At 62.9% G+C, this 22013-nt stretch carries 16 protein-coding genes; 11 read left to right on the top strand and 5 right to left on the bottom strand.

The annotated features are described in order from the left end of the window. Positions 1-77 precede the first annotated feature (77 nt). The 3 genes from QD408_RS10855 to QD408_RS10845 all read left to right on the top strand — a co-directional run bounded on the left by QD408_RS10855 (position 78) and on the right by QD408_RS10845 (position 4884). A complete protein-coding gene (locus QD408_RS10855; protein WP_414139306.1) occupies positions 78-1355 on the top strand; it encodes an L-fuconate dehydratase in 1278 nt (425 codons plus the stop codon). A 245-nt stretch (positions 1356-1600) separates the two neighbouring features. Further along, entirely contained in the window at positions 1601-4180 is a 2580-nt protein-coding gene (locus QD408_RS10850) for a caspase family protein (protein ID WP_414139305.1), read from the top strand. Positions 4181-4203: 23 nt separating this feature from the next. Then, positions 4204-4884, top strand: coding sequence for a tail fiber domain-containing protein (locus tag QD408_RS10845; RefSeq protein ID WP_414139304.1), 681 nt, complete (start codon positions 4204-4206; stop codon positions 4882-4884). A gap of 69 nt (positions 4885-4953) precedes the next feature. On the opposite strand, the gene QD408_RS10840 is transcribed toward QD408_RS10845, so the two are convergent. Continuing rightward, complete coding sequence (locus QD408_RS10840) at positions 4954-6558, bottom strand: hypothetical protein (RefSeq protein ID WP_414139303.1); 1605 nt, start codon at positions 6556-6558, stop codon at positions 4954-4956. A gap of 150 nt (positions 6559-6708) precedes the next feature. Between QD408_RS10840 and QD408_RS10835 the strand changes: the two genes are divergently transcribed. The 7 genes from QD408_RS10835 to QD408_RS10805 all read left to right on the top strand — a co-directional run bounded on the left by QD408_RS10835 (position 6709) and on the right by QD408_RS10805 (position 17776). After that, entirely contained in the window at positions 6709-7299 is a 591-nt protein-coding gene (locus QD408_RS10835) for a hypothetical protein (RefSeq protein ID WP_088683582.1), read from the top strand. 130 nt (positions 7300-7429) lie between these two features. After that, positions 7430-7807: a hypothetical protein gene (locus QD408_RS10830; protein ID WP_088683783.1), complete on the top strand. Its 378-nt coding sequence runs from the start codon at positions 7430-7432 to the stop codon at positions 7805-7807. A 212-nt stretch (positions 7808-8019) separates the two neighbouring features. Further along, positions 8020-9948: a DUF4384 domain-containing protein gene (locus QD408_RS10825; RefSeq protein WP_414139302.1), complete on the top strand. Its 1929-nt coding sequence runs from the start codon at positions 8020-8022 to the stop codon at positions 9946-9948. A gap of 22 nt (positions 9949-9970) precedes the next feature. Next, the gene (locus QD408_RS10820; protein WP_414139301.1) at positions 9971-11587 is read left to right on the top strand and encodes a caspase family protein; all 1617 of its coding nucleotides are present in this window, start codon (positions 9971-9973) and stop codon (positions 11585-11587) included. After that, a complete protein-coding gene (locus QD408_RS10815; protein ID WP_414139300.1) occupies positions 11584-14103 on the top strand; it encodes a trypsin-like serine protease in 2520 nt (839 codons plus the stop codon). The genes QD408_RS10820 and QD408_RS10815 overlap by 4 nt, the downstream gene beginning before the upstream one ends. A gap of 14 nt (positions 14104-14117) precedes the next feature. Then, the gene (locus QD408_RS10810) at positions 14118-15329 is read left to right on the top strand and encodes a serpin family protein (RefSeq protein ID WP_414139299.1); all 1212 of its coding nucleotides are present in this window, start codon (positions 14118-14120) and stop codon (positions 15327-15329) included. A gap of 41 nt (positions 15330-15370) precedes the next feature. Then, complete coding sequence (locus QD408_RS10805) at positions 15371-17776, top strand: protein kinase domain-containing protein (RefSeq protein WP_414139298.1); 2406 nt, start codon at positions 15371-15373, stop codon at positions 17774-17776. Positions 17777-18101: 325 nt separating this feature from the next. Here the strand turns inward: QD408_RS10805 and QD408_RS10800 are convergent, their stop codons facing one another. Continuing rightward, entirely contained in the window at positions 18102-18740 is a 639-nt protein-coding gene (locus QD408_RS10800; protein WP_414139297.1) for a TetR/AcrR family transcriptional regulator, read from the bottom strand. A 154-nt stretch (positions 18741-18894) separates the two neighbouring features. On the opposite strand from QD408_RS10800, the gene QD408_RS10795 reads away from it, so the two are divergent. Next, positions 18895-19293, top strand: coding sequence for a RidA family protein (locus QD408_RS10795; protein ID WP_414139296.1), 399 nt, complete (start codon positions 18895-18897; stop codon positions 19291-19293). 70 nt (positions 19294-19363) lie between these two features. Here QD408_RS10795 and QD408_RS10790 read toward each other — a convergent pair whose 3' ends face one another. The 3 genes from QD408_RS10790 to QD408_RS10780 are packed head-to-tail and all read right to left on the bottom strand — an operon-like array spanning position 19364 to position 22007. Continuing rightward, the gene (locus QD408_RS10790; RefSeq protein ID WP_414139295.1) at positions 19364-20239 is read right to left on the bottom strand and encodes an FHA domain-containing protein; all 876 of its coding nucleotides are present in this window, start codon (positions 20237-20239) and stop codon (positions 19364-19366) included. Between the two features lie 2 nt (positions 20240-20241). Beyond that, the gene (locus tag QD408_RS10785) at positions 20242-21147 is read right to left on the bottom strand and encodes a type II secretion system F family protein (RefSeq protein ID WP_088683591.1); all 906 of its coding nucleotides are present in this window, start codon (positions 21145-21147) and stop codon (positions 20242-20244) included. Next, positions 21144-22007 (bottom strand): type II secretion system F family protein, encoded by an 864-nt coding sequence (locus QD408_RS10780; RefSeq protein WP_088683592.1) that lies wholly within the window; start codon positions 22005-22007, stop codon positions 21144-21146. The genes QD408_RS10785 and QD408_RS10780 overlap by 4 nt, the downstream gene beginning before the upstream one ends. Between the last annotated feature and the right edge of the window lie 6 nt (positions 22008-22013).

Here is a 22013-nt window from a genome sequence, read left to right as displayed (position 1 = left end):
ATGGTGCGGCCGGGCAGCGCTGCCGGCCGGTCGGCCACAGCCTTCGGCCCATACAATGATAATCGGGAGGAACAACAATGACCCGCATCACCGATCTCCGCGTCTTCGACCTCCGCTTTCCCACGTCGCAAAGCCTTGACGGCTCCGATGCGATGAACCCCGATCCCGATTATTCGGCCGCCTACGTCATTCTCGATACGGACACGCCCGGTCTTGCCGGCCACGGCCTGACCTTCACCATCGGCCGCGGCAACGACATTTGCTGCATGGCGATCGAGGCGATGCGTCATCTCGTCGTCGGCGCAGACCTTGCCGAGGTTCTCGCCCATCCCGGTAAATTCTGGCGGCATCTGACGAGCGACAGCCAATTGCGTTGGATCGGCCCGGAAAAGGGCGCCATTCATCTGGCGACCGGCGCGGTCGTCAATGCCGTCTGGGATCTGCTCGCCAAGCAGGCCAGCAAGCCCGTCTGGCGGCTCGTCGCCGAAATGTCGCCTGAGGAGATCGCCGATATCGTCGATTACCGCTATCTCACCGACGTGCTGACACGCGATGAAGCGATTGCCATCCTCAAGAAGGCGGAAGCCGGCAAGGCGGAGCGCATCGCCATCCTCGAAAAAGAGGGTTACGCCTGCTACACGACCTCGGCTGGCTGGCTGGGTTATGAGGACGAGAAGCTGCGCCGCCTTTGCCGGGAGGCGATCGACGCCGGCTTCAACCATATCAAGATGAAGGTCGGCCGCGATCTGCAAGACGATATCCGGCGCCTCAGGATCGCCCGCGAGGTGATCGGTCCCGATCGCTATCTGATGATCGACGCCAACCAGGTCTGGGACGTCGGCCAGGCGATCGACTGGATCAAGGCGCTTTCGCCGGCCAAGCCCTTCTTCATCGAGGAACCCACAAGCCCGGACGATGTTGCCGGCCATCGCAAGATCCGCCAGGCGATCGCACCGGTGAAGGTCGCGACCGGCGAGATGTGCCAGAACCGCATCATGTTCAAGCAGTTCATCGCCGAGGGCGCGATCGATATCGTGCAGATCGATTCCTGCCGCATGGGCGGGCTGAACGAGGTCCTCGCCGTGCTGCTGATCGCCGCGAAGTTCAATCTGCCGGTCTGGCCGCATGCCGGCGGCGTCGGCCTCTGCGAATATGTGCAGCACCTGTCGATGATCGATTACCTCGCGGTGTCGGGCACCAAGGACGGCCGCGTCATCGAATATGTCGACCACCTGCACGAACATTTCGTCGATCCCTGCCGGATCGAGAACGCCGCTTACATGCCGCCCACATTACCGGGCTTCTCCATCGAGATGAAACCGGCTTCGATCAGCAACTATACGTTTCCAGGCTAAGGAAATTTCGTCGGAACTGACGTATCAAATGCCGTCCGTATGATCAGTTCCGGCTCTCCATAGTCCTTCCTCACCGGCCGCAGGCTTCCAATCTGGAAGGGCTGCTCCAATTCTCTTGGAGGCGGCGAAGCTTGCTTTTTTTAGCTGTCAGGAATATTTTTGAAACGTGAATGTGGAGGGGGCTCTGCACCAGCGGGCCAGCAAATTTTATTGAGCAGAAACAATAGAATGTTTGCGATCGAGCCATGCCCAAGTTTCACGATGTCAAGAGACTGTGCGCTTATCTGCTGACCGCCGCGGCAATACTGCTGTCGGCTGCCGTCGCGCATGCCGCGGTCACCGAAGAGAAGGGACGCCGCGTCGCACTCGTCATCGGCAACTCGGTCTATAAGACGCTGCCCTCGCTCCCCAATCCCGCCAATGATGTCGAAGAGGTTTCGAATACGCTGCGCGCAGCCGGCTTCGACGTGACGATCGGCGTCAATGTCGACCGCATCGGGCTCGAAGATACGGTGCGCCGTTTCCTGCGCTCGACCGGCAATGCCGAAGCCGGCCTCATCTATTATTCAGGCCACGGCATCCAGGTGGGCGGGCAGAATTTCATCGTGCCGGTCGATGCCACGCTGGAAACACCCTATGACGTCGAGACGCAGACCATGCCACTCGACCTCATCCTGAACCACCTCAAGCAGAATTCGCGTGTGCAGCTGATCTTCCTAGATGCCTGCCGCAACAACCCGTTCAACGCACAGAAATTCTGGATGGCTGAAAAGCTGGAGCCGGTCGGCGCGACGCGGGGTCTTGCGCGCATCGACAGCGACCTCGGCAGCCTGATCGCCTTCTCCACAGAACCGGGCCAGGTGGCGCTCGACGGCGAGGGGGCGCTCAGCCCCTATTCCGAATCCTTCATCAAGCGCGCCAGCGAGCCCAACAAGGAAATCCGCCAGGTCCTGACCGATGTGCGTCGCGACGTGATCGCCATGACCAACGGCAAGCAGGTGCCTTGGGAAAACTCCTCGCTGATGGACAGCTTCTATTTCATTCCGGCGCCGCCGCCGCCAAGCGTCGAGCCGATGCAGCAGGCGAGCGTGCCGGAAGGAGCCGCAGCCACGAAGCTGACGATCGCACCCCCGCATGACGAGACCGGTTCGGCGCTGCTCGTCACCATCAACCAACTCCCCCAGACCGGCAAACTCAGCTTCGACGGCAAGCCGCTGGAGCAGGGCGCCAAGCTTCCCGCTGCGGCGCTGACGGCGCTGACCTATGATTCATCGGGCGTTGCGGCGGGCACCGTCGGCCTCATCGGCTATAGCGTGAGCGATCCTTACGGCCAGGCGACTCAGGGCGTGGTCGCAATCACCGTCTCGGCCGATGCCGGGGCCAAGCTGGCCCAACTCGAACAGGAGAAGCAGGTGCGGCTTGCCGATGCCGGCGCCTATCTGAAGGAACTGCCGCGCGATATCGACACGACGATCGGCGTCGGCCCCATCAAGGCCAGCCTTCCCGTAGTCCCGGCTTCGGCCGCGGAAATGACCTTCAAGGTCGCCGCCCTGCCAGACAAGGGCACGCTACGCGCCGCAGACCGGGTGATCGGGCTTGGCCACGTGCTTGAGGCGGCGGATATTCCAGCTCTATCCTACGAGCCGCAGATCGGCACGGAAAACCAGACCTTCGCCATGACGCTGCAGGCCGCCAACGACGACCTGCCGCCCGCAACCGTCACCTTCAAACCGACCCTCGACGCCTGCGACACCGCAGCCGCAGCCCCCCTCGACCTGCAGGGCGTCACTGCGGGCAAGCTGCCGAACGAGATCGATCCGGACGTGGCTGTGCCCGCCTGCACGGAGGCGATGAAAACCTACCCCGAGGTCGCACGCTTCGTCTACCAACTCGGCCGCGCCCAGCTTGCCAACCGGGAGACGAAGACGGCTTTTGCGACGATTAAGAAGGCTATGGATGCGGGGCATGTAAGGGCGATTTCGGAGCTTTCTGCGCTCTATCTCGTCGGAGCGTCTGTACCGGCAAATCTCGGTAAATCGAGCGAGATAGCCGCCATTGGCGCGAAGAAGGGGGATCCCTACGCGCTCTATGCCTATGGCAAAAGCCTCTTTTATGGCCGCGGTGTGAAAGCCGACACCCAGGAAGGCCTGAAGCTAATGCTCCAGGCAGCCGACCTCGGCCACACCTATGCAATGAACGAACTTGGCTACATCTTCTCGAACGGCGTCAACGTCCCATCCGACATGGAACGCGGCATTCGCTTTTACGAATCAGGTCTCAAGAGAGACGACATATATTCGATGAACAGCCTCGGGATGATTTATCGCGCAGGCAAAGGCGCGCCGCAGGACCTTGAGAAGGCCCTGGAGCTTTTCAAAAGGGCAGCGGATGGCGGCCAGCCTTATGCTCCAAGGAACATCGGTCTTATGTATAGAGACGGCTTAGGGGTGCCTAAGGACGAGGCTGCAGCCCTCTCCTGGCTGGAAATGGGCGCGGAGCGCGGCGATTATTGGAGCGCGCTCGAGCGGGCCAAGATGGCCAAGGCCGACGGCTCAGATGCGGAAAGCCTCGCGACCGCCGCCCACTATTTCGCTCTTGCAAGCGCGCTCAACAGGCCCGGGACCGGCGATCCCAAAAAGCAGTCCGACAAAGAGCTCGCGTCCTTGGCCGACTCTGCCAAAAAGAAGGCCGCAGAGGCGTTTTCGGCGGAATTGACTGCACAAGAACTCAAAGCTCTTCCGAAGACGAAGTCACTCAACGAGAGGCTGACGCTTCTTGCGAAGGCGACGTGGGCAAAGCGAAATCCGCGATATGATCTTTTTTAAACGGCGATCTGGGGGCGCCTGACATGACCAGCAAAGTCTTCATCCGTGTACTCCTCTGCTCGACCTTCATCGCCGGCTCCGGCGTCATGCTGCAGGGCTGCATCTTTGACTCCGGCGGCAAGACGCTCTTCGCCAATCAAGAGCCGGCGGAGCCGGCGCGCAAAAAGACGCCAACCGTGAAAAAGGTCGCCGCGAAGAGTAATGACCGGGAAACGACTTTTGCTCGTTCGGACAAGAGTTCCAGCGGCTCAAGCAACTCATCCGGAATGGGCGGCGGTTCCAGCAGTGGAAGCTCCGGCAGTGACTCCGGCGGCGGCGATCCCGGTGGTGGCGATCCCGGTGGCGGCGATCCTGGTTGGTCGGATCGGCGGCTGAAGAGGAATATTCGCCGCCTTGGCGTTTCCCCCGCCGGCATCCCGATCTATGCATTCCGTTACATCTGGGGCGGCCCGCTTTTTATCGGCACGATGGCGCAGGATCTTTTGCTGATCAGGCCGGATGTCGTGTCTCAGGATGCAACCGGATACTACACGGTGGACTACGCTAAGCTCGATATCAAAATGATATCAATACCGGATGAGCTTTCGCTGGCTTCACCAGCGGCAGCCGCTGTAGTCGCGGCGCTTTCGGTCGACGCTGCAAAGACGCAGCCTTTGATCGGACTTCCGGATTTCGTCTTGGAAAATGTTCAGGTGGCAATCTGATCCAAACGCCCGTGCTGGGCGCAACGCTTGTTTGTGCCCAGTCGTAGAACCGCGCCCTGATCTCCAGCGTCAGCCATCCAGCCCCTTGAAGCGCACCGGCTGGTAGCCGCGCATCAGCAGGCTGCCGAGCGAATAGGTGTTGCGGCAGACGCGGCCCTTGCAGGCGTTCGGCGAGGCCTCCATCACCTCCACCTTCTTGTCATCAGTGAAGCGCATGAATAGCAGGACGTGCGAGCCCGGCTTGTTCAGCGCGTCGCCTGGGCGCATCGACCAGGGATCGGAGAGGCGCTTGGTGATTCCGGGCATGGCGCGCGTCGACACATGCATCTTCAGGCCCCAGGCGTCGCTGACGAAGCCGGAGCAATCGACGCCGAGAATGTTGGATTGCGGCGCGCTCTTGGTGCAGACATTGCCGGCGGTCTGGCCTTTTTCCACGCCGCTGATGAAAGCTTCGAGCGGCGTCTTGCAGCCCCAGCAATAAGGGACGCCCTTTACCGTCTGGCCGCGCTTGCCGATCAGGTAGATCGGGCGGCGCAGCCGGTTCATGTTGGCGCAGCCCGGTCCGGGATCTCCGCCATAGGCCGTCGGCGTTACCAGCCAGTTCAGAGTCTCGAAGCCGATGGCGCGCTCGATGACATCGCCCCGCGATTTCGGCACGATCGCGACCTTCGGCGCCTTGCCGGGCTTGCCTGTGTTCAGCGGCTTTGCGGGTTTGGCGACGGCGAGCTTGCGGCCGGGCTCGCGCCCGTCGAGTTTCAGCACCTGCGCCCGGCTTTCCTGCGAACGGAGAAAGAGCACATCACCGCGCGGGCCGATCGCGACGAAGCGCCTTGAAAATACCGTGCCGGCTTCGATCGGCAGGTCGTAGACGCGGTCCATCGCTCCGTTCGGCGTAAAGCGCACGACCAGCATGCCGGTACGATCGGGCCGGTCGGCGGGTACGAGTTCGACCAGCGCATAGGGCCTGCCTGTCGTATCGATGTCGAGAAGCTCGACGGTGCCGATCCGCCCTTCGGAGGCGAGCTGCAGCGAGAGGAAGTTCTCTTCCGAACTGCTGCGCCGAAGCAGGATTTCCGCCTTGTCGTTCGTAGACGAGACTTCCGCGACGATATCGCCGAGCCCGCGGCTCGGCACATATTGGATGACGGGGGGGCGAGCCTCGGGCCGGCTGGTGCTGCGGCCGATCTCGTCGATGATGCTGTTCAGCGGCCCCGGCGGCACCGATCCCATCGAGGCAAAGACCGAGCGTGTGTAGTCGTCGGCATCGCCGCCATCGACGGCGCGCAGCGTCTGCGACCGGCCGTCGGCATCGGTAGAACGCTCGAGCGGCACGATGCCATCCGACCAGAGATAGAGTTCGTTGTGGACGACGGCGAGATCCTCCGGCGCGGCATTCTCCGGCAGCGGCAGGATTTCCGGATCGGCCTGCGAGCGCTCGGCATCGACGGCAAGCACCCGGCCGTTATTCTGGTCGAGGATGTAGATGGTGCCGTCGTCGCCGACGGTGATCGCCGCAGGCCCGGATGCCTCCACTTCCTCGCCGGCGGAGATGATACCGACCGAACGCGCGCCGTCGCCGCTGCGAAGCTCGATCATCACAGTGTCTTTGGCGAAAATCGGCGAGGCGACGGCAAGTGCCGCGGCAAACAGAATATGCGACCCTGAACTACGCATTGCCTCGACCCCCGAAAGACCGTCAAGCCATTCAAAATGGTAGGATAGTTGTGCCTCCTCAGCAAGCCGTTGCTTTCCAAACGATTTGGAGATCTGCGCCGGCGATAGTACAAGTTCATCGTCTCGAAGTTTTGCTGGCAGGGAATGCTTATGCTGGAATGGAACGGTGACGAATTGGCGCTCGATGTCAGCCTGCTGGAGCAGGTGCGCGCGGCCAGAATAGGCTTCTCCGATCGCGTCTGCGCGGCCTCGGCCAGCACGGACGAGAAGCATCTGGCGCAGCTGCGCTCCGAGCCGACCTATCTGATGGCCGAGTTCCTCTATTCCATGAAAGTCTTCGGCATCAACACCGCCGAGGATATCGAGCGTTTCGCCGATCTGCACAACGACTATGTGGTTTCGCTCACCCGCGATCCGGCCAAGCTGCAGCGCCTGGGGCTTTCACAGGACCGCGCGCTCGCCTCGATGTTCACGGCCGACACCAAGCCGCGGCTGATCCAGAACTGGGCGGAAAAGGCAGGGGCGATCGACCAGTCCAATCTCGCCCGTTTCCTCGTCGCCGTCATGTCGAGCGAGACCTGCCGCAAGACGCTGATCGATTTCGAGACGGCGGGTTTCATGCAGCGCAAGCGCTCGCCCTACGGCACCATGGTCGTCTGGTCGACCGGCAAGATCGAGGAGATCTTCGGCGAGATGCTGCGCAATCTCCGCCTCGGCCTGCAGCAGATGAAGATCCTTTGATATCGGTGGCCGGCCGATTTCAACCCTCCCAATCGATTGGCACCGAGCGCCGTTGCCTTCCTTCCGGCCTCTCCCTATTGTCGTCGTGACTGCCGTACTGGCCCATCAGCTCGATAACGGATTGACGACCATGACGAAATCCCGGCTCATAACCCTGTCGATTGGCCTTCTCCTGGCGCTTGAGATGCCCGGGCTTGGCTATGCCGGGCCGGTCGAGGATGCCCTTGCGGCGCGCAATCCCGCGCTCGCAGCACTCCGCCAGCATGACGAAAAGGCCTTTGCCTCAGCTGTCGCGATCATCGCCGAACATGAACGCGCCGAGGGGCTGACGCCCGGCGAAAGCAAGCTGCCGGATGCGACTTCGCCCGGCCGCGACATGGGCGCGGGCGCCGGCAAGGAATTCACATCGGACAATCCGGATATTCTTTGGCTCTATAATTCCTCGCCGGAGGGTATGAGCGACCTGATCTCGATTTTGAAATCGGCAGGCCAGAAACCCAAGAACTAACATTCTTTCAGCAGTCGAACGGACTATAGAGAGCGGAGGATATTGCCGATCGCGAGTCTTGCTCACGTCTTTGCCCCGCCGGTTTCTTCGAGGCTCCAAATAATTTGTAACCCTCCCTCAAGCAAGACAGGCAAAGCCATCCCAATTTCGCCGGTCAGTGCTATTCTCATCTTCAAGACAGTGTGAGATTGTTCGAAGAGGGAGGTTTTCCAATGCTGAACCGCAAAGCCATCCTAGCCGCAGCCACATTCCTCTCGTTTTTTTCGATGGTTCCTGCCGTCGAAGCGCAGAACGAACGCACACTCACCGAAGCGCCGGCCCAGAGCGGGCCAGTCAGCATTACCTTCGACCGCGCGGAAGCCAAATATGCCATCGGCGAAGTCGTCGGCCTCTTCATCCAATCGACCGAAAATGCCTATGTCACGGTGCTGAACGTTTCGCCGAACGGCGCCGTCGTGAAGCTTTTCCCGAACAAGTACCAGACCGATGCGCTGGTCGCCCCCGGCAAGCGCGTTCAGGTGCCCGATCCCGCCAGCGGCGCCAGGCTGCAGGTTTCCGGCCCGGTCGGCCAGGAGCAGATCAAGGTCTTCTATTCCTCCAAACCACTGACTATCTTCGCCGATCTCGGCGGCAGCGGCAGCGGTATGTTCCGCTCGATCGACGGCGGCATGGACGCCGTTTCCCGCAGTCTCGAAGAAGCCCGAAGCCTCGGCACGAAGATCAGCAGCAAGACGCTGATGCTGACGACAGTCAACAGCATGGCTGCCGTTCCGCCCGTCGCCGTCGCACCGGCCGCAAAGCCGACCCCCGCAGCCAAACCCGCACCGGTCGAACAGGCTGCAAAGCCGCCGAAACCGGCCGCTGCTCCGAAACCTAAGCCTGTCGTGAAACAGGAGGTCGCCAAGAAGCCGGAACCGGTGATCGAAAAGCCGAAGAAGCCGGCTCCGAAGCCCGTCGAGCAGGCGACCTCGCAGCCGCCGAAGAAATACAAGATCGTCACCAATCTGGCGCCCGGCCAGGAGCTTGCCGCCGATGAGCTGGAGTTGATCGGCCCTGCCACCGGCAGCACGTCCAACCGGCCGGCGCAGTCGTCTCAATCGTCCCAGACGAAGATGCCGAAACTGCCGATGCCGCAGATCAAGATGCCGCAATTCAAGCTTCCTGGCGGCTTCGGCATCAAGATGCCGCAGATCAATCTCGGCCGCTCGGCCGAGCCGGAGGCTGCCGGCGAAAGCGAAGAATTCCAGATGGCGAATGCCGATACTCCTGTTTGCAACGCCCTTCTCGACAAACTCAATACCGCGGTTGCCGCCAAGGATATCAATGCCGCAGCGACGGAAGCCGATGCGATCGCCGTCAGCGCCGATTGCGGCCAGTTCCAGATCAACGCCCAGCGCCGCGTCGCAGCCCTTCGGCTCGCCGCAGCCCAGGAAATGATGGCCGCCGACAAGCCGGTCGCCGACTACGAACCGCTGCTGGTTGCCGCCGACAGCCCGCAGGTGCTCTGGCAGGCCTCCGCCACCCTCGGCGAGATCTATTTCTCCGCCCGTCGCTTTGCCGATGCCGCCGCCGATTATCAGCAGGCGATCGAGATCATCAAGAACGAGACCCGCACGCCGAAGGCGCCGCCTGCGGACACCATCTCCGACCTCATCCAGCGCGCCGCCCAGGCCCGCATCCTTGCCGCCAACCCGACGAGCGACAATCCGCAAGGCAGTTTCGTGCCTGCCGAGAAGGATCACCGCAGCGGCGTGCTCGGCGGCATCTATTCGCAGAATGTGCGCGGCATCGTACCGGTCTCCATTCCGGTTCCGATCACCTTCGATTTCGACAAGTCGACCTTCACCTCGATCGGCACGGAGGCCGCCCAGGAATTGCTGGAAGCGCTGAAGGAGCAGAACCCCGGCCGCATCATCCTGATCGGCCACACCGACCGGCGCGGCGGCGACGACTATAACCAGAAGCTCTCCGAGCGCCGCGCCCAGGCCGTCGCCGATTTCCTGAAGAGCCACGGCATCGATGCGACGATCGACGCCGAAGGCCGCGGCTCCTCCGAACCGGTGGATGTCACGGCGACGGCGAACCTCACCGAAGACGATATCGACGCGCTGAACCGCCGCGTCGAATGGCGCCGCGAATAGCTGGGCGAGGGGAGGTTTGGCCATGTCCGCATTCCGTTCCATGGCCGCAGCACTTGCCTTCCTTGCCATGACCGCGACCGATGGCTTGGCAAGGACGATCGAAGCTTCCTCACGCGGCACGGTCAGGGCTGTGCTGATCGGCATCGACCTCTATCGCAACGTTCCGCCGCTGCACGGCGCTGTCGCCGATGCCGAGGATCTTTCCCTGTCGCTGCGCTCGGTCGGCGTCGAGGATATGACGGTCCTGAAAAACGGCGCGGCCGATCGCGAGGGCATCTTCCGTGCGATCGAATCCGTCACCGAAAGGGCGGGCGAGGGCGATCTCGTCGTGCTCGGCATCGCCGGCCACGGGTCGAGCGAGCCGGAACGCGTCAAGGGCTCGAAACCGAGCGGCCGCGACGAAGTCTATGTGCTTGCCGGCTTCGACACCCGACTGCCGGGATCGCGCGAGCGCATCTTCGGCGACGAATTCAAGGTGCTGATCCACAAGCTGGAGTCCAAGGGCGCCGATGTCCTCTTCATCGCCGATACCTGCCATGCCGGCGGCATGACCCGTAACGTCGATTCCCGCGGCGCCGAGATCACCTGGCGGCAGGCGCCTTCCTATACGATCGAGGAGGACGATCTCGCGCCGATTTCGACCACGGCGGATGCGCTCTCCACCGGCTTCGATTACCAACGGCTGACCTTCCTTGCCGCCGTCGACGACAAGACCAAATCGCCGGAAATATCAATTCCCGGCATTCCGCAGAAGCGCGGCGCGCTGAGCTATGCGACCGCTCGCGCCTTCGAGGGAGCCGCCGACCGCAACGGCGACGGCACCGTCAGCCGCCGCGAACTCTTCGAATATGTCCGCCAGTCCGTCTATCAATTCACCGACCAGCGGCAGAACGTCTTCACCGAAAGCCCGCTCGGAACCGATCTCGATCGTGTGGTCGTCTATCGTTACGAAGGGGCGGGGGCGCAGCCGGCGGCGGAAAAATCAAGCGTCCCGCCGCCGACCGAGCCCGCGCCGATCAGCGTGGCCGCCCTTGGCTCCGACGCGCCGCTGCAGGGTATCGAGCCCGCCCTGACGCCGTTCAAGCTGGCTGATGCTGCGGATGCCGACCTCGTCTTCGACCCCCAAAAACGTGAGGCGATTGCCGGCGGCGATATCGTCGCTTCCGGCGTCGGCGCAGGCGACATGCCTTTCGTCGTCGACCGGATGGCCGCGCTCGACACGCTGAAGCGACTGTCCGAGACAAACCCGCAGACCGTGCGCGTCACACCTTCCGATGCCGTCCATCGCGACGGCGAACGCGTCGGCGTCACGATCTCGGATTTATCAGGCCGCAAGCTCGTGCTCTTCGATATCACCGGCGATGGAACCGTGCAGTTCCTCTATCCCGGCGAGAGAGAGGTCGATGCGGAGATGTCCGCGACTTTCGATCTCGATCTTTCCGTCGTCGCCCCCTTCGGCACCGACCTGCTCGTCGCCGTCACCTCTGAAACCCCGATGCCCGCCCTCGTGGAATTCCTGAAACAGAACGACAGGCGCCGCACCGCCGGCAATATCGCCAAACGTCTCGGCGAATTCCTGCCCGAGGGCGCGCGCGTCGGATTTACAGTCCTCTATACCTCCGCCGGAGCCAAGCTATGAGCACGTCGATCAGCAGGGTCCTCAACATTGCGGCCGTCCTTCTGCTTCTGGCCTCGCCGGTGCTCGCGCAGCAGGATACGGATTTCGCCGGCGAGGATGGCGGGCGCGTCATCGGCGGCCAGGCGGCGAAGAAGGGCGAATGGCCCTGGCAGGTGAAGATCCTGGCGCCCGATCCCGAACAGCGCGGCCGCTTCGGCGGCCATTGCGGCGGTTCGCTGATCGCACCGCGCTGGATCTTGACGGCCGCCCATTGCGTCACCAGCGGCCGCTCCGGCAAGCAGGATCTCTTCGCCCGCGACCTCTTGATCGTCGAAGGCAAATCGAAGATCGATAAGGTGATATCCGTCGACGGGCCTGACAAACCGGGCCTTGGCGTAGAAGACGTCATCATCCACGAGGATTTCGACCGCAAGGTCTTCGCCAACGACATCGCTCTCATCAAGCTTAACAAGCCCGCGGTCTCCAAGCCCGTAATTCTCGCCTCCGCTGGAGATGAACAGGTGGAAGCCGCCGGCCACACGGCCGTCGTCACAGGCTGGGGCTACACCAAGGCCGATCACGGCTGGGACGACAAATACCTGCCGACCGAGCTGCAGGAGGTCGAGCTGCCGATCGTCTCGCGCGAGGACTGCCGTGCTGCCTATCGCGAGAGCTCGATGCGTATGAACCCGATCGACGAGCGCAACGTCTGCGCCGGTTACGCCGAAGGCGGCAGGGATGCCTGCCAGGGCGACAGCGGCGGTCCGCTGGTCGCCCAGCGCCTGGACAAGAAATGGATACAGCTCGGCGTCGTCAGCTGGGGCGCCGGCTGCGCCGAGGCCGAACATTACGGCGTCTATACCCGCGTTGCCGCCTTCCGGGGCTGGATCGCCGCCAAGACGGATGGCGACGTGCCCGATGCCGACGGGCCGGCTGCCGGCGACCAGGTCGCTTCGACAACAACGGCCGGCGCGGCCACGAAGCAGAAGCCGTCCGGGCAGGAAGAGGCAAACCTCGGCATCGTCACCCCGCCAGCCGGTGATACGGCGCCGGCCGGCACGACCGAAACACCCGCTGAAAAACCCGTCGCCGACGAACCCGCCGTCCAGCCGCCCGCCGTCCAGCCGCCCGTTGTCCAGACGCCGGCGATCCAAAGCTCGCCCGGCGACCGAGCCCTGCTGATCGGCATCGACGATTACGAGATGCGCGAGGCGAAGCTGACGGGATCGGCGACCGACGTGAAGGCAATGCAGCTCTTCCTCGTCAAGACGCTTTCCTATCGCCCGGAACAGATCCACACTTTGACCAACCGCAAGGCAGGCCGCGAGGCGATCCTTGCCGAAATCGACGACTGGCTGGTCCGCCAGTCGACGCCCGGAAGCCGCGTTTTTCTCTATTTCAGCGGCCAAGGCTCGGAGGAAATGGGAGCGGAAGCAACGACGAGCCCGACGCTGGTTGCCGCCGATGCGAAGCTGGTGCGCGAGAACGGCAGGGTCACCGTCACCAACCAGATCCGCGAGACCGAAATCGCCGCCCGGCTGAATAGCCTCAAGGACCGCCGCGTCACGCTGCTGATCGACGCCTGCCATGTCGGCCCCGGCAGCCGCAGTGCGGTGGCTGCGCCGGGCAGCGGTTCCGTGCGCTGCCTTGGCCCGGCGCTGGCGGCGCTCGAGCCGCCGAACAAATCCGGCAAGGAAGCGAAATTCTCCTTCGGCGGTGAAACGGCGATGGTCTGGTCTGCCGTCAATGCCGGGCAGTGGGCGCTGGTCGACCGGGAAGCCAAGCCGCCGGCAGGCGTCTTCACCCGCCGCTTCATCGAGGGCGTGCAGGAAGGCGTCGCGCGTGCCGCCGACAAACCGAATGTCAGCAATGCGGCCCTGCTCGACTACGTCAGGCGCAAATCCGACGAATATTGCCGGGCGCATGCCGAGGACTGCCGCTTCACGCCGGTGCCGCAATTTTACGGCCTGCCGGATGCGCTCGGGCGCGACGTCGTTACCGGCGAGGAGGCAAAGACGCCGGTCGCCGCCGTCGAAAACACTTTGAAGACCGACAACGAGGCGGGCGTTGCCGTCGACGTGCTGCCCGGCACCTCGGTCAGCATCGGCGACAAGGTGGCGATGCGCGTCTCCACCAAGAAGGCCGGCTATCTGATCCTGGTCGATATCGATGCCTCGGGCAAGCTGACGCAGCTTTACCCGAACAAGCGCTCGATGGGCCTGAAGCCGAATGCCAAGGGCGGCGACAACCGGCTCGATCCGGCAAGGCCGGTGGTCGTGCCCGACGCGCGCAACCCCTATATCGGTTTCGAATATCAGGTGGAGGGACCGGCCGGCGTCGGCATGGTCGTCGCCATTCTCAGCGACAAGCCGATCGAAGTGCTCGACCTTCCCGACGTGCCGACACCGCTCGTCGGCCAACGCGCCGCCTTCAACTATGTCTACGACCTCGCCCGAAGCCTCAGGATCGTCGGCGACGACGAGACCGGCGCCCAGGGCAAATGGTCGTTCGATTCCAAATTCTATCGCATCCGCTAACAGAGGAGCGAACCATGTCGAAATCCATCCTGCTGGCGGGGCTCGAGCTGCGCACGTTTGCTGGAATTGCTCTAGCCGCTTCCCTGATGGCACTCGCACCCGCGCACGCCGGCGAGGCCTCTGACAGCAAGACGATCCTTGCCGCGCAGGCCGGGCTTGCCGCCGATCTGATCGACCGCACGCTGGCGAAGGAAGGGGCGGCAAACATCATGGTCTCGCCGGCAAGCCTTGCCGCAGCACTTGGTCTTGCGAGCCTCGGCGCCTCGGAGGAAGGCAAGGCGGCGATCGCCAAAGGCCTCGGCTTCGGCGGTTCGGCGAAGGGACCGGAGAAGGTGCTCGACGCGATGACCTCCGAGACGCCGCCCACCGCGGATGCGCCGCTCGCGACCGGGGTCACGATCGTCTTCGACGACAAGCTGGTGCTCGCCCCCGATGCGCTTTCCATGCTTGCCGGCCACCGCATCAAGCCCTCGATCGAGGATCTCGACGGACCGAAATCCGTCGAGCACATCAATGGCTGGGTCAGGCAGGCGACGCGGGACGCCATTCCAGCGATCCTCGATGCGCCGCCCGGCGGCGGCTTCATCAGCCTCGGCGCGCTCTCCTTCAAGGCCCGCTGGAAGACTTCCTTCGAGGCTCAGAGCCCCGCGGCCCCCTTCCGGCGGCCTGATGGTTCGACGATCTCGGTTCCGATGATGCATCTTGCCGGCGACGGGCAGAAATTCCGCTTCGACGACAATTTCGCCGCCGTCGACCTTGCCTATGCGGGCGAGACCTATCGCATGGTCGTGATCGCGGCGCGCTCCGGCAAGGGCGTCGGCGGTTCTGACCTGAAGGCCCTTGCCTCCTGGCTTCAGGGAGAGAAATTCGAACCCGGCAAGGGCGAAATCTTCCTTCCCCGCTTTTCGCTGAACGATGGGCGTGATTTGATGCCGGTACTCGATGCGATGGGACTGGCGCCTGAAAAGGCCAAGGATGCGGCCTTTCCAGGGTTTACCAAGGAAAACATCAGCTTGTCACGCGTCCTGCAGAAGACGATGATCAAGGTCGACGAAAACGGCACGGAAGCGGCGGCGGCAACGGCCGTGATAACCGAGCGGAGCATCGACCCGAAACTCGTACGCGTGATGGCCGATGCCCGCTTCGCCTTCGCGCTTCGGGATACCAAGACCGGCCTCCTCTTGGCTGCAGGCCTTATCGGCGATCCATTACTGGCAGGCGAATAGCAATCGTTTCAGACATAAGATGATCGCAGGGGGACAAGTGCATGAGAAGTGATCTGATCGCCCGCTACACGATCGGCGAGCCGGTCTATGAGAACGAGTTCATCGTCTATCCCGCCGAGGATAAGCGAATGGACCGTTCGGTCTTCATCGTCGCGCCCGATGTGGCGCTGAAACTGGACAAGGCCCGTTTCGAGCGTGTCTGGACCTCGGTCAACGAGGCGAAATCGCTGACCGCGCGGCGTTTCGTCGAAATCGAGGACCTCATCCCGCCATCCCCGGAAGACGACAATTTCTACATCGTCGAAAAGCGGCCGTCGAAGACGCTGCACCAGTATCTCGACGAAGTGGAAATGGTGGCACATGACCGCGCCGTCGAAATCGGCCGCCACATCCTGGAGGGGCTGGCGACGCTGCATGGTGCCGGCTACGCCCACAATGCGCTGACGGACCAGTGCATCTACGTTTCGGAGGATTATTCCGGCCTCTCGGTTAGGATCGGCAACCTGCACCTGATTTCCAAGATCGGCGAGCACATCATCCCGCCCTACGTTCCGGAATTCGGCGCGCCGGAGATCTATGCGAGCGGCACCTTCTCCGCCTCCGCGGCACTCGATATCTATGCGATGGGCATGATCGCCTACAAGCTCTTCCTGCCGCGCCAGACCTATGCCAGCGTCTTCGACAGCGTCATGGTCTGGGAGGACGAACACCAGCGCGAGCAGAGCTGGAAGAATATCCATCTCGACCCATCCAACATCTTCCCACGCCTCGACGTGCTGATCCCCGGCTTCCCCGAAGGGCTTGCCAGCCTGATCGAAAGGATGCTGAGCCGCGACCCCGCCGCCCGCCCGCGCATGGGCGCCGATGCGCTCGGCGAATATACCCGTGTGACGACTGGCCTGCAGGCAATGACATGGGATCCGCGCGGCGGCATGCCGCAGCAGCCGGAAGCGCCGAAGCCGAAAAAGTGGACGCCTGCCAAGCTCGCGATGATCGGCGCATTGGTGCTGATCTGCATCGGAGTCGGCGTCGTCACCATCCCGAAACTGCTGGCGCCGGACCCGAAACTCGTCGCCGATGTCGGCACCTGGAAGAAGGAGGCCGAAAGCCGCAAGGAGAAGGCAATCGCCGCCAAGGCGCCGGAGCGTCCGGCCAGTGACGAGGCGAAGCTTTCCTACGACACGGGCGCGACGGCGCTGACATCTGCCGATGCGCTGCTGAAGGACGAAGACTATGAACAAGCGCTTCCGGGCTACCAGAAAGCCGCCATCAGCCTCGGCAAGGCGCTGATCGCCATTGCGAAGGAAAACGCCGAAAAGGCGAAAGCCGCAGCGTCCGCCGCAGGCGGCGACAAGGCTCCGGCTTTTGCCGAAGCCGACACGAAAATGAAGGCCGCCGCCGACAGCGCGGCCGCCCAGCAGATGCACGGCGCCGTCGGCGGCTACGACGCAGCCAAGACTGGTTTCGACGACCTCGCCAAGGCGCTCAACGCGCTCACGGCAGCGGAAAAGGACGCGGCGGCCAAGCGCGACACCGCCAACCGCGTCGGCGCCGGCGACAGCCCCGACTTTACCAAGGCGAACGGGCTGATGGCGGACGCCAAGACCAAGGGCGAGCAATGGCAGATGCCGGCGGCCATGGCAGGCTATGGCGATGCGGCCAAGCTGTTCGACGCGCTGATCGCCGATGTCATGGCGGCCAAGGACGAGGCGACGGCGCTGAAGCAGAAGGTCGCCGACCTCTATGCCTCGATCGAGACCCGCGCCGGCGCGGCCGATCCCACGCTCACCGCAATCCAGCCGAAGCTCGGTGAGGCCGATGGCCGCTACACCGCCGAGGCCTACAAGCTCGCCATCGCAGCCTATCAGCCGATCCTTGCCGATCTCGAAGCATTGTCGGCGCGGGGCTTCTGCCCCGTTTCGCCGAAGCTTGCCTTTGAGACCGTCCCGGCGGGAAACTATCCTCTCGACAATGTCAGGCTGATGACCTCCTCCTTGCAGGAGCTTGGCGGCATGCTCGGCGTTGCCAACGGCGCAGTTAAGGTGGAAAAGTCCTTCTGCATGCAGACGAGAGCCGTCACCCGCGCCGAGATGGCGGAATATTACACCGCCAACTCCGACCCCGCCGCCGCCCAGGCCTATGCCGACAATCCGCAGCAGCCGGCCGACGACGTGCCGCTCGCCGTGGCGCAGAACTATACCGCCTGGCTGTCGAAGCAACTGAACGCACCCGTCCACCTGCCGTCGGCGACGGAATGGATGGCAAGTGCGGCGAAAATCCCGACGGAAAAGCTCCCGGATAACGGCGACATCATCCTGCAATGGAGCGCCACCCCCTGCGAAGCCGGCGGCAACGTCGCCTTCATGGCGCAGGAGGGTTCGACCTTCGTGGTCTGCTCGGATGCGTCGGCGGGGGGCATCTTCCGGATTACCGCGGAATTGCGGTGAGCGAGCAACCATGTCCAGTTGCGATTTTCTGAGATCAATGCGACAGGTATTGGTATAAATATTTGGGGGCCACGTTGTTTTTCTCACACGCAACTCGTTATGCTGCGATTCTCACGTTAATATTTGCCGTATTCAGGGTCGGTGTTGCATTTGCAATCGCAGCCGGATTTATTGGACCGCCTGAAGTCTTCGTCCCCCGCTACTTGGGCAATACCACTACAGGCGAGGCAATTGATCAGGGCGTGTACGTTATAGCAATAGCTTTGGCGCTTGGGACGCTTGCGGAAATCGCGCTCACAATTCAAAGGGCTAGGCTTTAATGGCCTCAACCTCTTGGTTCATGTAGTCGGCGCTGCTTAGGTGTCCGTATTCCGAAACGCTCCGCAAGAAGACCAGCAGCCAAGGCTTGAAAGGCCTCGACCGCCTTCGGCAATACGCTTTGCGGGTTTTCGCTCGCGGCAATCCAGAGAGCGGCATTGAGGGCCGCCCCGCTGAGCAGCCGGGCCGCCGCCTCCGCGTCAAGCGGCTTGAGGATGCCTCGTGCGATGAGCCGCTCCACAGCGCTTTTGGTCACCTGTAGACAATTGTTCTGGCTCGGCCACTGCGAGGGGTCACCCAATACCGCAGGCCCGTCGAGCAGAACGATGCGCTGGACTTCCGGATTGAGCGCCATCTCGATATAGGCCGCACCCTCTGCGAGCAGGCCCTGCCAATCGCTATCAGCCCGGGCTCCGATCTCTTTGGCGCGCGCCGCCATTTCGGTGTCGATCTGGTCGACGACCGCCGCCAGGAGCCCGCGCTTGTCTCCGAAATTGTGGTAAAGCGCCCCGCGTGTCAGGCCGGCGTCCGCCGTCAGCTCGTCCATCGACGCCGAGGCGTACCCTTTTTCGGCAAAAGCCTTGCGCGCCGCCGCTATCAATTTGGCGCGGTTTTCCTGCATCGTTTCGCTGCGTGTTTTCGCCATTCGAACCTCCAATTCACATACGGAACGTATATGAACTTGACATATGAAGCGTATGTCATTATTTCACATACGTACCGTATATCAAATGAAGAGCGAGCTTGTGAAGCACGACTCCGCTCTCATCTGCCGTCACCAACAACAAAGGGAGATCAGAATGCCCCAACGCGAAGCAATCTTTCCTGCCGGCAGGCACGCCCTTTACGAGGAGCACAGCTATTCCGCCGCGATCCGATCCGGTGACTTGCTGTTCGTATCAGGACAAGTCGGCAGCCGCTCCGACGGAACGCCGGAACCGGATTTCGAACGCCAGGTACGGCTCGCCTTTGAAAATCTGAAGGCCACGCTGAGCGCAGCGGGCTGCACGGTCGATGATATCGTCGATGTCACCAGCTTCCACACCGATCCCGAAAAGCAGTTCGGAACCATCCTGGCGGTCAAGCAGGAGATTTTCAGCAAGCCGCCCTATCCGAACTGGACTGCGCTTGGCGTAAACTGGCTCGCCGGCTTCGACTTCGAGATAAAGGTCATCGCCCGCATTCCGGCAGGTCCGTAATATCGCCACCGGCTCGTCCGCCCGATGACGAGCAAGCCTGTTTGCCAGCAAACAACGCGTAGAACCAGCATCACCGCCGCGCCGGCGGCTTCACCGCCGCCCGCCGCTGCAGCGCGAAACGCGCGGCGGGGCAGTTGATGTCGGGCACGAGGTCGTAGGTCTGCTGGTAGAGGCTCTGCGCCAGCGTGTTGTTGCCGCGGGTTTCCGAGGCGAGGGCTGCCAGCGCCGTGCGTTTATAGGCCTCGACGATCGGTTCGGCGGCCTTTGCCAGCGCGGCGTCGTCGGCGGGTTCGGTTGCCAGCGAAAGGGCGGCATAGGTCGCATCGCCGTCGCGGCCGACACGGCCGCCGACCGCGCCGTTGAAGCTCTGCTCGGAAACCTGGCGCATGCGCCGGGCGTTCTTGATGCATGTCGGGATGCGGGTGGCTTCCGCGTGGATGCGCTCAGCAGTCGGGCCGCCGTCCGCGCTGCCGCTATCGGAGAGGATCACGTAGGCGACGATGCCGACGATGGCGAGATAGGCGACGCCCATGCCGGCGAGGAAGGCCGGCTGCTTGAGCAGCGGCTTCTTCGGCTTGCCGTCGGTTGTCTTGGCCGCCTCCTTCTTCGGCGCCTCCTTGGCGGGCGCCTTCTCCAGAAACTGGAATTCGACATCCTTGCCGAGACGGAAGCTGTCGCCGGTTTTCAGCGAAGCGGTCTGCAGCAGCGCCTCGCCGCGCAGCATGATCGGGTTCAGTCCCATCCGGCGTATGATGAAGCCGCCGTCGCTCTGCCGTTCGATGCGCGCATGGATCGGCGCCAGAAAGGGATCGTCGACGACGATATCGGCATTGCCGGCCCGGCCGATCGACATTTCCGGCCGGTCGAGCACGTGACTGCGGCTCTGGCCGCCAGGGCCGGTCTGCAGAAGGCTTGGTTTGTTTCCGCGAAAGAAGGAAAAGACCATGATCAGAACATCCCACTCGACATCATCTCGACAATTGCCGGCGCCAGCACCAGGAGAAGGATCGCGACGACGATCATCATCGCCGGCATGACGATCTTGGCTTTCAGCTTTTCACTGGCCCTGTCCGCCTTCTCCCAGCGACGGAATCGCAGGTCGCGCGCGTGTTCGCGCAACAGCTCGACACGGTTGCTGCCCTCGACCTCACCCTGGATCACGGCGCGGATGACACGCACCACCTCCTCGGCGGTCATGCGGGCCTCCAGGCGTTGCAGCGCCTCGATCATGCCGGTGCCGAGCGCCACGTCCTTCAGCGTCTGTTCGATTTCCTCGCTCATCACGGTGCCGGGGGCAGCCTCGGCGTAGAGCCTCAGGCTTTCCGGCAGGGTAGCCTGCGCCTGCTGCGTCATGACGACAAGATCGAGGAAATAGGGAAATTCGCGCGAGATGCGTTCCTTGCGGTCCTGCATCTTGTCGTCGGCGACGACCCAGAAATAGATGGCAGGGATGAAGCCGAGGATCAGGCCGGCAGCAAGCCCGCCGATCACGCTGCCGCTCGCAATGCCGAACAGCAGGCCGAGCAGGACGAAGCCGAAGAGGCTCAGGACGACGAGGAGCGCGATATATTCCCGCCCCGTCACGCCGCCGAAAGGCCGGCCGCCATAGATCAGTTTCTGTTCGAGCTGCGCGCCGAAATCGGCGAGCACCGGCTCGAAATGCCTCAGCACGAATTCAACAGGCGTGCGCATGCCGATGCTGTCGACGATATTCGGCGGCGGGCCATCGCCGCCCGCGCTGCGGCGTACGACCTGGATGCTGCCGAGCAGATCGCCGAGCCACCAGACGAAGAGTGCCGCCGTAATGCCGGCAAAAACGATGGCGATGGGGCCAAGAGGAATTTGCGACATCATACCGACACCTTCATCATCGAGCGCATCCAGAAAAAGCCGGTGGCATAGAGAATGGCGCCGACGATCGCGATGACGATGCCGATGGCGTTGCCGAACACCTTGTCGATCAACTCCGGCTGGCCGAAGAAGATCATCAGGATCATGAAGAGCGCGCCGCCGTTGACGACGCGGAAGTTCATGCGCGCCTGCGACGAAGAGGTCGTGATCTTCTGGTCGAGCTTCCAGATTTCCTTGAACGATTTCGACATTTCCGTCAGCGGCTCGGAAATGTCGCCGCCCTGGCGGGCAAAGAGCCCAAGCGCGGCATCGACCATCTTGAAATGCAGGCTCGGCACGTTGCGGCCGTGGCGATCCAGCGCCTCGACCAGGCCGATGCCGAGCTTCTGCTCGCGGGCGATGCGCTCGAATTCGCGCGAGGCCGGCATCTGGCCGGTATCGGCGACCGCATTGACGGCGACGGCGAGCGGTTTGCCGGTGCGCACCGCCGAGACGATCTGGTCGACCGCATAGGGCAGCTGGGATTCGATCTGCAGCCAGCGGCGCTGCAGGAAATAGCGGATCATCGCCTTGGGCAGGAAGAAGGCGACCGGGATCGCGACGACGATGCCGAAGATCGGCCCGAAGATCAGCGAGATGATCGCGAAGACGACGATCGCCGTGATGCCGTAGGCAAGGATCATCGTATAGGGCGGAACGGCATCGCGCCCGAATACCTGCGCCGCTTCGCTGGCGAGCGCGATATCTCGTTCGGTCGCGCGCAGAAGTGGCGCCGGCCAGCGCACCGGCGCTCCCCAGACGAGCAGCCCCGCCGTCACCGCGCCGAGGGCGACCGTAAAGATCTGCAGAATGCTGATATCCATGGCTTC

It is taken from the genome of Rhizobium sp. BR 249 (assembly GCF_047445895.1).
GTDB lineage: Bacteria > Pseudomonadota > Alphaproteobacteria > Rhizobiales > Rhizobiaceae > Rhizobium.
This window is presented reverse-complemented; position numbering and strand designations above follow the sequence as displayed.